At 70.5% G+C, this 12,301-nt stretch carries 11 protein-coding genes; 6 read left to right on the top strand and 5 right to left on the bottom strand.

Going from position 1 to position 12,301, the window contains the following annotated elements:
* Nucleotides 1-7 precede the first annotated feature (7 nt).
* Nucleotides 8-466, bottom strand: a complete 459-nt coding sequence (locus ACX9TP_RS16765) for a hypothetical protein (RefSeq protein ID WP_482980730.1) — start codon at nt 464-466, stop codon at nt 8-10.
* A gap of 267 nt (nt 467-733) precedes the next feature.
* Between ACX9TP_RS16765 and ACX9TP_RS16760 the strand changes: the two genes are divergently transcribed.
* The 6 genes from ACX9TP_RS16760 (at nt 734) to ACX9TP_RS16735 (ending at nt 8,484) form a co-directional block, all read left to right on the top strand.
* The gene (locus ACX9TP_RS16760) at nt 734-2,215 is read left to right on the top strand and encodes a hypothetical protein (protein WP_482980729.1); all 1,482 of its coding nucleotides are present in this window, start codon (nt 734-736) and stop codon (nt 2,213-2,215) included.
* 43 nt (nt 2,216-2,258) lie between these two features.
* Entirely contained in the window at nt 2,259-3,626 is a 1,368-nt protein-coding gene (locus tag ACX9TP_RS16755; protein WP_482980728.1) for a WGR domain-containing protein, read from the top strand.
* Between the two features lie 6 nt (nt 3,627-3,632).
* On the top strand, nt 3,633-4,769 hold the full coding sequence (locus ACX9TP_RS16750; RefSeq protein WP_482980727.1) for a TIGR02996 domain-containing protein: 1,137 nt from the start codon (nt 3,633-3,635) through the stop codon (nt 4,767-4,769).
* 33 nt (nt 4,770-4,802) lie between these two features.
* A complete protein-coding gene (locus ACX9TP_RS16745) occupies nt 4,803-6,155 on the top strand; it encodes a WGR domain-containing protein (RefSeq protein ID WP_482980726.1) in 1,353 nt (450 codons plus the stop codon).
* A 96-nt stretch (nt 6,156-6,251) separates the two neighbouring features.
* Entirely contained in the window at nt 6,252-7,379 is a 1,128-nt protein-coding gene (locus tag ACX9TP_RS16740) for an STM4014 family protein (RefSeq protein WP_482980725.1), read from the top strand.
* A 121-nt stretch (nt 7,380-7,500) separates the two neighbouring features.
* On the top strand, nt 7,501-8,484 hold the full coding sequence (locus ACX9TP_RS16735) for an FG-GAP repeat domain-containing protein (protein WP_482980724.1): 984 nt from the start codon (nt 7,501-7,503) through the stop codon (nt 8,482-8,484).
* Nucleotides 8,485-8,520: 36 nt separating this feature from the next.
* On the opposite strand, the gene ACX9TP_RS16730 is transcribed toward ACX9TP_RS16735, so the two are convergent.
* Genes ACX9TP_RS16730 through ACX9TP_RS16715 form a run of 4 tightly spaced genes read right to left on the bottom strand, consistent with a single transcriptional unit; the run spans nt 8,521 to nt 12,213 of the window.
* Nucleotides 8,521-9,420, bottom strand: a complete 900-nt coding sequence (locus ACX9TP_RS16730; protein WP_482980723.1) for an STM4011 family radical SAM protein — start codon at nt 9,418-9,420, stop codon at nt 8,521-8,523.
* Nucleotides 9,417-10,733 (bottom strand): STM4012 family radical SAM protein, encoded by a 1,317-nt coding sequence (locus tag ACX9TP_RS16725; RefSeq protein WP_482980722.1) that lies wholly within the window; start codon nt 10,731-10,733, stop codon nt 9,417-9,419. The genes ACX9TP_RS16730 and ACX9TP_RS16725 overlap by 4 nt, the downstream gene beginning before the upstream one ends.
* Complete coding sequence (locus ACX9TP_RS16720; protein ID WP_482980721.1) at nt 10,730-11,539, bottom strand: STM4013/SEN3800 family hydrolase; 810 nt, start codon at nt 11,537-11,539, stop codon at nt 10,730-10,732. The genes ACX9TP_RS16725 and ACX9TP_RS16720 overlap by 4 nt, the downstream gene beginning before the upstream one ends.
* The gene (locus ACX9TP_RS16715) at nt 11,530-12,213 is read right to left on the bottom strand and encodes an HAD family hydrolase (protein WP_482980720.1); all 684 of its coding nucleotides are present in this window, start codon (nt 12,211-12,213) and stop codon (nt 11,530-11,532) included. Before ACX9TP_RS16715 ends, ACX9TP_RS16720 begins: the two co-directional genes overlap by 10 nt.
* Nucleotides 12,214-12,301: the final 88 nt, after the last annotated feature.

The raw sequence follows: 12,301 nt of genomic DNA, 5'->3' as shown, positions 1-12,301 counted from the left end.
AGCCTGCTCAGCCGTCGCCAGGCTCGCGCGGGGTCTCGCGGGGCAGCAGGCCGAGGAACTCGTAGATGAAGGCGCCCTGGTCGGTGACGTCGACGGTACAGGCGCCCGCGCGTGAGAGGTCCTCGAGCACCGCCTTGGCTTCGGTGAAGGTGAGGTCGCTCTCGGCCGCCACCTCGGCGATGGTGACGCGGCCGCCATGCTGCTTCGCGCAGGCGAGGACCGCCCGCTCGATGTCGCGAGGGGATTTGGCGGGGAGCTGCGCCACGACGGGCGCCTCCCTCAGCTCGGGCGGCAGCTTCGCTCGCCGTGCGCTGCGGATGAGCGCTCCGCCTCCGAGGGCGGAGATGGTGGCGAGAACGAGCCCCACGCCGGTGTTCTCCGTCGTGCCCTTGCGCAGGTTGTCGATTTCCACGCCGAAGCCGATGAGTCCGAAGATGACGAGAAACCAACCGGCGAAACTCCGCATGCACCCCTCACCGCGACGGGGCGGTTCATCCGGCCCCGCGCCTTTTCATAGCAGAGATTCCGCTCCACTACGGACGCACGGGAGCCCCGCCCACAGCGCACGCGACTTGCCGTGCGAGCCCTCCGCGCCATGCTCCCGGGTGGGCGTGTCCCCGTCCGCTCGCCCTTGCCCCGAAGGCCCGCGAACGGCTGCTAAGCTCCCCGCGACTCCCACGGAGCGTGCGACGGGTCCGGGACCTGCGTCCCCCCGCCATCTGACGAGCCACCCATGAGCGCGGAGCTGCGAGGACCCCAGGATGCGGAGCGCTGGCTGTGCGCGGGGCTGTGCCTTGCCCGGCAGGAGGGCCCCAGCCCGGAGTCGCTGACGGCCTCCGTCCCCTGGCTCCTGGCCACACTCTCGGAGCTCCCGGACCTGCCCCCTCCGGCCCTCGTCGCCGACCTCGGCCGGCTCGTCGCGGGCGTGCCGCTCTCCCCCACCCTGCCCGTCCCGGACACGCTGCCCCGCCTGCGCGCCGCCGTGCGCGCCTACGACGACCATGTGCTGGCGCGGCTCGCCGCTGAGCCCCACCTGGAGGCCGTGTCCTCCGCCCTGGCCCGCCTGCCCGAGCCGCTCCGCCCCCGGGGCGTGGCCTTCCTCGTGGCGCGGGTGCTCACCCGGCTCGGCTTCACGGGCGGCACCGCGCTGAGCCCCGGCCTCGCGCGCCGGGTGCTGGAGAAGCCCCCGGGCGAATTGCTGCACGCGGGCTACACGGCGCTCCGGGAGCCCGGAGCCGGCGCCGCGCTGGAGCGGCTGGCCGAGGGCTACGAGGCGCTGGCGAGCGCGGCCCGCCGGGCGCAGGCGCTCCTCGGCGACACGGAGGCCTTCACGCTGGAGAACCTGGAGCACCTGAAGGGCAAGGCGCAGCGCCTCGCACTGGAGCAGGCGGTGGAGGCCGCGGAGTCGCTGTCCCGCACACTGCCGCCGAAGCTGCGCGCGCGCCCCGTTTCCTCCGGTCCCACCCCGACGACGCTGGAGGACGAGGCCTCCTTCCCGCAGGGTGGCTTCGCGTCCGTGTCCAACGTGGGCAGCCTGGAGAACCTCGTCACCTCCGAGCTGGTCTACATGGAGGACGAGCCCACCCTGGACCTGTTCGACGTGCGCTACGTCGAAGGCGAATTGCTCTACTACACGCGCGACGAGAGCGTCGCGGTGCGCCGTCGCCGGGTCATCACCTTCGCCCTGCTGCCGGGCCTGGTGGACGCGCGGGTAAAGGACGCGGGCGTGCGCTGGCAGCGCGCGGTGGTGGCGCTGGGGCAGGTGCTGTGCCTGGTGCGCCGGCTCTCCACGTGGCTCACCGCCGAGGACCTCCGCTTCCGCGTCGTCTTCGTCCAGGACGACCAGGGCCGCTACCCCCTGGAGGCGGAGCGCGGCCTGTGTGAGTTGCTCCTGCGCGAGTGGCGCGAGCGCGGCACCGCCGAGGTGCTCACCGCCCCCGACCTGGCCACCCTCCTCTCCGAGGCGTCGGCGGCCACGAAGCGCTCCCGGGTCGACGTGCTCCTCGTGGATGCCGCACGTCCTGGCTCGCCCGCGACACCGGAGGCAGACGCCCGGGTGGGCCTCCAGGTGGTGGACCTGAGCGGGCCGTGCCCCCACGTGCACGTCCTGGGCGGCAGGGCCGCCGCGCCCGGGCCCACGGAGGACACCCCGCCCGAGTCCCCATGGGAGGCCTGGACCGGCACGACGCTTGAGCTTGCGCGGAGCCTTCTCTAGCGTCCGGTCCGGGACGCGCCACGATGGCGCGCGGAGGACGTCCATGCCGCGGTACGAGTTCAAGGAAGGCAGCTCCAACAAGTTCTGGGAGATTTCCCTCTCGGGGACCTCCTTCACCACGCGCTGGGGCCGCATCGGCACGGACGGCCAGGAGAAGTCGCAGTCCTTCAGCGACACGGCCACCGCGAAGAAGGAGTACGACAAGCTCGTCCGCGAGAAGGAGAAGAAGGGCTACGAGCTCGTCGGCGACGGCGAGGGCGGGGACGAAGGTGACGGCGAGGCGGGCGAGAGCGCCTCCAACCCGGAGCTGGAGGCCGCCATCTTCTCCAACCCGGACAACGCGGACGCGTACCTCGTCTACGGCGACTGGCTGCAGCGCCAGGGCGACCCGCGCGGCGAGCTCATCGCCCTCCAGCACGCGGCGCTCCAGGCGAGCGGCGACGAGGCCGCCAACCTCAAGAAGCAGATCAACAAGCACCTCAAGAGCTTCAAGGACGCGCTGCTCGGAGACCTGGCCGACGCGCTGGACGAGGAGGAGCTGAAGGTGGAGTGGCACCTGGGCTTCATCCGCTCCGCGCGGCTGGGCCAGAAGGACTACGACTCCGACCGCGACATCGCGGAGCTCTTGAAGGAGCTGCTCGCCCACCCCTCCGCGCGCTTCATCCAGGGACTCACCCTGGGCATGGCGCACTTCGATGACGAGAACGACTACGAAGACGTCATCACGGCCTTCGCCGAAGCGCTGACGGAGCTGGGCGGCTCGAAGACGCTCCAGACACTGTTCATTGGCGACTTCGAGTACCCGGACGACACGGAGATCTCCTGGTCCCACATCCATGACATCTCCGCCCTCTACAAGCTGCTGCCCAACCTGCGCTCGCTGCGCCTGCGCGGCGGCTCCCTGGAGATGGGCAAGGTGGACCTGCCGGAGCTGCGCGAGTTCACCGTGGAGACGGGCGGCCTGACGCTCTCCGCGCTGAAGTCCATCGCCGCCGCGAAGTGGCCGAAGCTGGAGAAGCTGGAGGTCTGGTTCGGTCAGGAGAACTACGGCGGCGAGGGCGGCCTGGACGACATCCAGCCCATCCTCGACGGCAAGGGCCTTCCCCAGCTCAAGTCGCTGGGGCTGTGCAACGCGGAGTTCGTCGACGAGCTCTGCAAGGTCCTGCCGAAGGCGAAGGTGCTGCCGCAGCTGGAGCGGCTGGACCTGTCGAAGGGCACGATGTCCGACGAGGGCGCGCGCATCCTCGCGGAGAACGCGGCGGCCTTCGCCCACCTCAAGCACATGGACTTCACCGAGAACATGCTCACCGACGAGGGCGAGCGCGCGGTGGCGAAGCTGTGCCCCAGCGTGGCGGCGGGCAACCAGCGCGAGTTCGAAGAGGACTACCGCTACTCGGCGGTCGGCGAGTAGCGCCCCATGTCCGCCTCCAACCCGGAGCTCGAAGCCGCCATCCTCCGGGACCCGGAGGACGTGGAAGCGTATCTCATCTACGGCGACTGGCTGCAGGGCCAGGGCGACCCGCGTGGAAGGCTGATGGCCTTCCAACACGCGAGGATGAGCGCCCGGGGCGACGAGGCCCGGGCGCTCGAGATGGATATCGAAGCGCTCTTCAGGGAGCATCGGGACGTGCTGCTCGGGGACCTGGCGGACGCGCTGGACGAGGCCGGGCTCGAGGACGACCTCCAACTCGAGTGGCACCTGGGCTTCATCCGCACCGCGCGGGTGGGCCAGAAGGACCAATACTCCGGCCGGGACATCACCGCGCTGGTGAAGCAGCTGCTCACCCACCCGTCCGCGCGCTTCCTCCAGGGGCTCACCATCGGCCTGGCGAGCTTCGAGCCCCCGAATGACTACAGCGTCATCATCGAGGCCCTCCTCGAAGTCTGGCGCGAGCGGGGCGGCTCGAAGACCTTGCGCAGCCTGTTCGTCGGCGACTTCGAGGACTCGCACGACGTGGAGATCTCCGCGTCCTTCTTCGGCGACGTCTCGCCCCTCTACGCGCTGCTGCCCGGCCTGCGCTCGCTGCGCCTGCGCGGCACGGACTTGCGGCTGGGGAACATCGACCTGCCCGAGCTGCGCGAGTTCACCGTGGAGACGGCCTACCTGCGTCCGCCGGCGCTGGAGTCCATCTTCGCCGCGAAGTGGCCGAAGCTGGAGAAGCTGGAGGTCTGGTTCGGCAGTGGAGGCTACGGCGCCGAGCGTCACCCGGCGGACGTCCAGCCCCTCCTCGACGGCAAGGGTCTGCCCCACCTCGAGTCGCTGGGACTGTGCAACGCGGAGTTCACCGACGAGCTCTGCGAGGTGCTGCCGGGAGCTCCGGTGCTCAAGCAGTTGGCACGGCTGGACCTGTCGAAGGGCACGATGTCCGACGAGGGCGCACGCCTCCTCGCGAAGAACGCCTCGGCCTTCGCGCACCTCGAGCACCTCGACGTCACCGAGAACACGCTCACCGACGAGGGCGCGAGCCTGCTGACGACGCTGTGCCCCAGCGTGAGCGCGGGCAGCCAGCGCGATTCCCACGAGGACTCCCGCTTCGTGGCGGTCAGCGAATAACCACACCATCATCACGCTTCAGGGGGACACACCATGCCGCGCTTCGAAATGAAGGAAGGCACCTCGAACAAGTTCTGGGAAATCACCCAGGACGAAGCCGTCCTCACCACCCGCTGGGGCCGCATCGGCACGGACGGCCAGGAGAAGACCCAGACCTTCAAGTACCCCTACGAAGCGGGGGCCTCCTACCGGAAGCAGATCTCCGAGAAGGAGTCGAAGGGCTACAAGCGCGTGAAGCCGACGGACACCGCCCCCAAGCCCAAGGTCAACAAGGAGCTGGAGGCCGCCATCCTCGAGGCTCCCGAGGCCGCGGAGGGCTACCTCGTCTACGGCGACTGGCTCCAGTCCCAGGGTGACCCTCGCGGCGAGCTCATCGCCCTCCAGCACGCGCTGGCGCAGGCGAAGGGCGCGGAGGCCAGCGCCCTCAAGCGCAAGGCGGCCGCGCTGCTCAAGAAGCACCAGGACGTGCTGCTGGGCGCGCCCCTCCTGAAGATGCTCGAGGACAAGACGCTGACCCTCGGCTGGCACCTGGGCTTCATCCAGAGCGCCCGCGTGGCCGTCGCCCGCTACGGCGAGGACCCGGAGTTCCACATCGACGAGGCGCTGTCGATTCTGCTCGCGCACCCGTCCGCGCGCTTCCTCCAGGAAGTGACGCTCGGCCTGGCGGACAACGAGGGCGAGAACGAGTACACGGACCTCATCCGGCTCGTCGCGAAGTCAGCGCCCAAGTCGGTGCGCAAGGTGTTCATCGGCGACTTCGTGTTCCCGGACGAGACCGAGATTTCGTGGACGCAGGTGGGCAACGTCGCGCCCCTGTACAAGGCCCTGTCCCGGCTGCGCTCGCTCCACCTGCGCGGCGGCGGCGTGAGCCTGGGGAAGATGGACCTGCCGGAGCTGCGCGACTTCACCCTGGAGTCGGGCGGACTGGACCGGAGCTCGGTGAAGTCCATTGCCGCCGCGAACTGGCCCAAGCTGGAGCGGCTGGAGGTCTGGTTCGGCGCCGAGGAGTACGGGGCCGGGGGCAACGTGAAGTACATCCAGCCCATCCTCGACGCGCAGGGCCTGCCGGCGCTCAAGCACCTGGGCCTGTGCAACGCCGAGTTCACCGATGGGCTCGTCGAGGCGCTGCCGAAGTCGAAGGTGCTCGAGCAGCTCGAGACGCTGGACCTGTCCCGGGGCACGCTCACGGACAAGGGGGCGGAGGTGCTGCTGGCGAACGCGGCGGCCTTCAAGCACCTCAAGCGCCTGGACCTCACCCAGAACCTGCTCAGCGCCAAGGTCGCGAAGTCGCTGTCGAAGCTGTGCCCGGACGTGGCGCACGGCCACCAGCGCTACGACGAGTCCGACGAGGACGACGAGCACCGCTACGTCGCGGTGGGCGAGTAGCTTCCGCCGGACTCCCGGAGGCGCCATGGCACGCTATGAGCTCAGACAGGGCGGCTCCGGTGAGGGCGAGTCGCGCCCCGTGGCGATGAGCAGGTGATGGCTCCTCCCTTCATCCTCATCGGCAACGCGGAGAACCGGCGCGTCACCCTCTTCCAGGAAGCGCTGGAGCGACAGGGGCTGCCGCCCGCGCACGTGGTGCCCTGGGTGGACTTCCTCTCCACCCCGGCGCTCCTCGCGGACCTGCCGGACACGGAGGCGCTGGTCCGCATCGACTCCGCCGGTGAGAGCTGGGCGGTGGAGAAGGCGCTGCTCACGCGCGGCTATCCGGATGCGCGGGAGACAGGCTGCTCGCTCCTCACGCCAGCGGAGGTGGACGCCCTGGAGGACGACCACGGGCGCATCCTCTGTCCCCGCCAGTACCACCAGGGCTTCCTGAAGACGCTCGCGGAGCTGCAAGGCCTCTTCGCGGCGCACCCGCGCTGGCGCATCCTCCAGTCGCCCGCGAGCATCGCGGACCTCTTCGACAAGCGCATCACCTCGCGGAGGTACGCGTCGCTCGGCGTGCCCGTGCCCGAGCCGCTGGACGGCGTGACGGACCCGGAGTCGCTGCGCCAGCGGATGCGCGAGCAGGACTGCCGCGAGGTGTTCGTGAAGCTGTCCTGTGGCTCGTCGGCGTCATGCCTGGCCATCTACCGGCGGGGGCGCACGCGGGACACGCTGGTCACCACCATCGAGCAGGCGGCGACGGGCTGGTACAACTCACTGAAGGTGCGCCGCATCGACGAGCCCGCGCGCGTGGACGAGGTGCTGGGCTTCCTCCTCGCCGAGGGCTCGCAGGTGGAGCACTCGATTCCCAAGGCGCGGCTGGGCGGTGACTACTTCGACTGCCGCGTGCTGACGGTGCGCGGCGAGCCGGCCTTCACGGTGGTGAGGCAGAGCCGGCATCCGATTACGAACCTGCACCTGGGCGGCTGGCGTGGGGACCTGGACGAGCTGCGCGCCGCCGTCCCGCCGAACGAGTGGGAAGAAGCCATGGAGAGCTGCCGCACCGTGGCGCGCGCCCATGACTGCCTGCACGTGGGCATCGACCTGATGTTCGAGGACTTCTTCACCGGGCACCGCGTGCTGGAGGCCAACGCCTTCGGCGACCTGCTCCCCAACCTGCGCCGCGACGGCCTCACCGTGTACGAGTGGGAGATTCGCCAGGCACTGCACACCACCTGACACCTTCCGGACCTTTCCGAAGAATTCACGGGGCGCAATTGCAACGAAATGCCGTTGCCTCCAGCCCCTCGGAAACATCCACGCAGGAGGAGGTCGCATGCCTGGCTCCAGAAGACTCTTCGTGTCCGTCCCTGTCGCGCTGCTGCTCGCGGGTTGTGGCGCGGAGGCCCCCGACACCCCGTCCACGCCCGAAGCCCCGGGCGTCAGCCGGGCCGCGGCGGTGCTGTGTCCGGGGGTTCCGGCCTCGCGCCGGGTGAATGACTTCGACGGGGACGGCACCGCGGACCTCGCGGTGTTCAACCGGCCCCTGGGCCTCTGGCGCATCCTCACGGGCCAGGGGGCGAGCTTCAACTTCACCCTGGGCGACAGCAACTCCCGCGTCGTCGCGGCGGACTACGAGGGCAACGACTACACGGCGGTCGCCGTCTGGAATCCCGAAGGCGGCCTCTGGCACGTCCGCGGCAATGACGGCAACGTCCTCACCTTCCAGCTGGGCCAGAGCGGGGACGTGCCCGTCCCCGCCGACTATGACGGCAACAGCAGGGCGGACCTCGCCGTGTTTCGCCCTTCGACCGGGACGTGGCACGTCCGCTACACCTGGTACGGAAGCGACACGGTGACGTCCTGGGGCCAGTCCGGGGACCTGCCGGTGCCCTCCGACTACGACGGCGACGGCAAGGCGGACCTGGCCTTCTTCCGGCCCTCCAACGGTACCTGGCACATCCAGTACAGCACTCCCGGCATGCCCGCGCTCATCCACGCGTTCGGCCAGGCGGGAGACGTGCCCGTGCCCGCCGACTACGACGGAGACGGGAAGACGGACATCGCCGTGTGGCGGCCCTCCAACGGCATCTGGTACATCCTGGACCTCGCCACGAACACGTGGTCCGGCGGGCCCTTCGGCCAGTCCGGAGATGAGCCCGTGCCCGCGGACTACGACTGCGACGGGAGGGCGGACTTCTCGGTGTGGCGGCCCTACATCGCGCCGTCGCCCAGCTCGAGCGTCTGGTACTACCTGCGCAGCTCCGACGGCACGCCCCGGAGCTTCGCGTTCGGCTTCGCGCCCGCGGGCGACATCGCGGTGAAGCTCTACCCCACGCCCTGACGTGGAGGCGGCCCGGGGCTCTCCGCCCCGGGCCCGTCAGGCCCGTGAGCCGGGCGCGGGCCGCACGCCTGCGGCATTCCACAGCGGCGACGCGGGCACTCGCTCCAGGATGCCGGAGCCGAAGACGCGGTCCAGCTCCAGGTACTCCAGGTGCACGTAGCCGATGTGGCACCCGCACGTGGCCTTCGAGCACGCGCGCGGCTTCAGCGCCGCGTCGAAGTCCGGCGAGTAGATGTTCCCAATCGGCTCGTCGATGAAGTGGCACCGGCGCGCGGTGCCCTCGCCGTCCACGGAGATGACGGACTCCCCTCCCCGGCACGCACGGCCCAGGCTGGGGTGGCGCGTGTTGTTGACGGGGAAGAGCGGGTCCACGCGGGTGAAGCGGGCAATGTCCTCGGGCGTGTACGGCTCCTCCTGCCCATCCTTCACCGCGTTGACCCACAGGTACGTGTCCGCGGGCAGCTCGCCGCGCAGGGCTTCCGCTTCCTCGGCGAAGCGGACGAAGCCCACCATGCCGGCGCTGTGCCGCACGCCGAGCGCGGACAGCTTCTCGCACTGGGCCACGAAGCGGCGGCGCTTCATCCACTCGGGGTGGTACGTCGCCCAGATGCCCAGCTTCTCCACATTGCAGCGCTCCACCCAGTCCAGCGTGCAGGAGAGGTTCGTCTGCACGGCGGCCTTCTCCACGTGCGCCAGGTGCGTCAGCCGCGCGAGCGCCTCCTGGTACCAGGGCCAGATGAGCGCCTCGCCCCACGGCGTGAAGAAGACGGAGAGGCGCAGGTCGGTGCGCGACTCCGCCCACGCCATGAAGCGCGCCAGATCCTGGCGGTCCTTGGCGAGCTCTTCCTCGCTCTGCTTCCACTTGCCGAAGGGGCAGTACTCGCAGCCGTAGTTGCAGCTGGACAGCGGGCCCCGGTAGAGCACGGTGAGCTTCATCGCCAGGCGTACTCCTGCATCATGTCCCGCACCCGCTCCGAGTGCAGCCAGGGGCCAATCAGGTCAGAGCGCTCCACGCCCGCGTCGGTGAGCCGCACCATGCCGTCCACCCGCCGCCCCAGCCCGTGCGCCTCCAGCTCCAGCAGCTCGGGGAAGTCCGCCAGCGCGTCGGTGCAGAAGCGCTGCCGGTACGCGGCCAGGTCCACGCCCTCCGCCAGCAGCGACAGGAGCATGTAGCGCCGCCGCCGCTCCTCGGTGTCCAGCCGGAAGCCGTAGCCCACCTCGCCGAAGGACGCCTCGGTGCGCTCGCTGTAGGCGGCGATGATGTTGCGCACCTCGCGCGAGCCCACCGCGTACTCGGACGAGTAGTGCACGCCGCCGGTGTACGAGCGCGCCCCGCAGCCCAGGCCCACCATGCCGTCCTCCTGGCAGCGGTACACCGGGCCGCCCAGGTCCGGCGCGTGCTTCGCGCGGAACATGCGCATGGAGACCTGCGTGTAGCCCTGGGACAGGAGGAACTCGCGGCCGGCGCGGTAGAGCGACAGGCGCAGGTCGTCCCACGCGCGGGCCTTCTTGCCGAGGAACGTCAGCGGCCGCACGTAGAGCGGATAGAGGTACAGCTCCTCGGGGTTGAAGCGCAGGGCGGCGCGCAGCGAGTAGAGGAAGCTCTCCACCGTCTGCCCCTCCATCCCGTAGATGAGGTCGATGTTGAGCGTGGGGAAGCCCGTGGAGCGGATGAGGTCCAGCGCGGCCTCCACCTGCGCCGTCTGCTGGGGCCGCTTCACCGCGGCGACCTCGGCTTCCAGGAAGCTCTGCACGCCGATGCTCACCCGGTCCGTGCCGCGCGAGCGCAGCACGCGCAGCTTCTCCGCGTCCACCGTCTCCGGCGACACCTCCACGCCCACGGGGATGCCCTTCAGGTCCGCGCCCAGGACACCTTCCATGAGGTCGAACACGGTGTTCAGGCCGGCCACGTCGAGCAGCGTCGGTGTACCGCCACCCAGCGCGGCGCGGGCGAAGCTGGCCGTGCCCAGCGCCTCCTTCACCCGGCGCGTCTCGCGGCCGAGCGCGGCGAGGTACCCGTCCACCACGTCCTGCTTCGGGCCGGCGGCGGTGAAGAGGTTGCAGAAGCCGCAGCGCATCTCGCAGAAGGGCACATGGACGTAGAGGAACAGCGCGTCGCGCCGCTCCTCCGCCCAGACGGACTCCAGGGGGAGCGCGGGGGTGAAGGGCCGGTAGGCCGTCTTGTGGGGGTAGCCGTAGAGGTACGCCACGTAGGGCGTCTCCCCCAGCATCTGCTCCAGGCGCGTCATGGTGCGGTGTCTCGATTCAGCGGGAACTCGGCGTAGGGCACGGTCCAGACGACGGGGTGGCCCAGGCGATGGCCGGTATAGCCGTCCTCGCCATAGGCCGTCCCGTGGTCCGAGCAGACGATGCAGAAGGCAGGCCCCCGGCGCCGCAGGGCGGCGAAGAGGGGCGGAAGCTGGCGGTCCACGTACTCCAGCGCCGCGGCGTGCGAGGCGCGAGAGTCCTCTGTGGCGCCGGGCAGGTAGTGCCGGTTGGGCTGGTGCAGCGCGGACACGTTGATGAACAGGAAGACGCGCTGCTCGCGGGGCAGCGCGTCCAGGCGGCGCACCGCGAGGGACACCTGGTGCTCCGTGGAGCGCGGGTCCGTCACGCCCATTTCGCGGCTCCAGTGGCTCTCCGCGAAGAGGCCGGGCAGCACGTTGCCCAGCGGGTTGCGCTTGTTGAAGAAGCCCACGCCGCCGATGCAGACGGTGTGGTACCCGCGCCCGGCCAGTCCGGTGACGAGGTCCGGAGCGTCGAGGACGCAGGTGCCTTCGGCCGTGGTCTCACTGCCCTCGAAGCGCATGGCGAACAGGCGCGGGTGGAGGCCGGGCGTGACGGGGGTGGGCAGGAAGCCGGCGAAGAAGGCGTGGTGCGCGGCGTAGGTGAAGCTGGCGGGCGAGTGGCGCCGCTCCCAGCGTCCCCCGGGCATCAGCGCGGTGAGGTTCGGCGTGCGGCCCCGCGCGGCCACTTCCTCCGCCACGTCGTAGCGGAGGGTGTCCAGCGTGAGGAAGAGCAGGTCGTGCGAGCCGACCACGGCGTTCATGTCCATCGCGCGAGCACCTCCGCGATGGGGCCCGTGTCGCCAGTGATTCGCTCCACCGTGAAGGTGGGCGGAGGCAGCGCCTGGGGCCACCGCCTCCCGTGGGACACCCAGCACGTGGCCAGGCCCAGGCGGGAAGCGCCGGCGATGTCCCGCTCCGGGTCGTCACCGACGTGGAGCACGTCCTCGGGAGCGCGGTCCACGCGGGCGAGCGCCGCCTGGAAGATGCGCGCGTCCGGCTTCTCCGCGCCGACCTCCCCGGAGAGGAAGACGTCCGGAAGGTGCGGGGTGAGACAGGCGCGCTCCAGCTTGGCGCGCTGCACCCGGCCCGAGCCGTTGGACACCACGGCGACAGGGGCGCGCTTCCTCAGGCCCTCCACGAGCGCCAGGGTGTTCATGCTGGGCACGACGAAGTCCGGGAGCAGGGAGGACATGTCGTCCCAGAGCTCCGCGGGAGACAGCCCCAGGCCGGGGAAGGTCTCCGTCACGCGAAGACAGAAGTCGGTGCGGTCCGTGGAGCCGCGCCCGTCGAGCGTGTGCAACTCGGCCACGTCCGCGGCCCGGCGTGACTCCGGGAAGGCGCGCGGGTGGCGGATGATGAGGTCCTCGACGTAGCTGGCGAAGGCACCGGCGCGGTCGATCAACGTGTCATCCAGGTCGAAGAAGACGGCCCGGGGCCGCATCCGGGCACTCCTCCCGAGGGGCCCCGAGGATATGCCGCATCGCCCCCATGGAACAGGGCCCGCGCCCTTCCCCGCCTGCCCGGCGGAA

Source organism: Pyxidicoccus sp. M15 (assembly GCF_056858435.1).
This window is presented reverse-complemented; position numbering and strand designations above follow the sequence as displayed.

Bases quoted from the DNA above. Each gene is read 5' to 3' on its own strand.
- ACX9TP_RS16765 (WP_482980730.1), bottom strand. From the start codon at position 466: ATGCGGAGTTTCGCCGGTTGGTTTCTCGTCATCTTCGGACTCATCGGC.
- ACX9TP_RS16760 (WP_482980729.1), top strand. From the start codon at position 734: ATGAGCGCGGAGCTGCGAGGACCCCAGGATGCGGAGCGCTGGCTGTGC.
- ACX9TP_RS16755 (WP_482980728.1), top strand. From the start codon at position 2,259: ATGCCGCGGTACGAGTTCAAGGAAGGCAGCTCCAACAAGTTCTGGGAG.
- ACX9TP_RS16750 (WP_482980727.1), top strand. From the start codon at position 3,633: ATGTCCGCCTCCAACCCGGAGCTCGAAGCCGCCATCCTCCGGGACCCG.
- ACX9TP_RS16745 (WP_482980726.1), top strand. From the start codon at position 4,803: ATGCCGCGCTTCGAAATGAAGGAAGGCACCTCGAACAAGTTCTGGGAA.
- ACX9TP_RS16740 (WP_482980725.1), top strand. From the start codon at position 6,252: ATGGCTCCTCCCTTCATCCTCATCGGCAACGCGGAGAACCGGCGCGTC.
- ACX9TP_RS16730 (WP_482980723.1), bottom strand. From the start codon at position 9,420: ATGAAGCTCACCGTGCTCTACCGGGGCCCGCTGTCCAGCTGCAACTAC.
- ACX9TP_RS16725 (WP_482980722.1), bottom strand. From the start codon at position 10,733: ATGACGCGCCTGGAGCAGATGCTGGGGGAGACGCCCTACGTGGCGTAC.
- ACX9TP_RS16720 (WP_482980721.1), bottom strand. From the start codon at position 11,539: ATGGACATGAACGCCGTGGTCGGCTCGCACGACCTGCTCTTCCTCACG.
- ACX9TP_RS16715 (WP_482980720.1), bottom strand. From the start codon at position 12,213: ATGCGGCCCCGGGCCGTCTTCTTCGACCTGGATGACACGTTGATCGAC.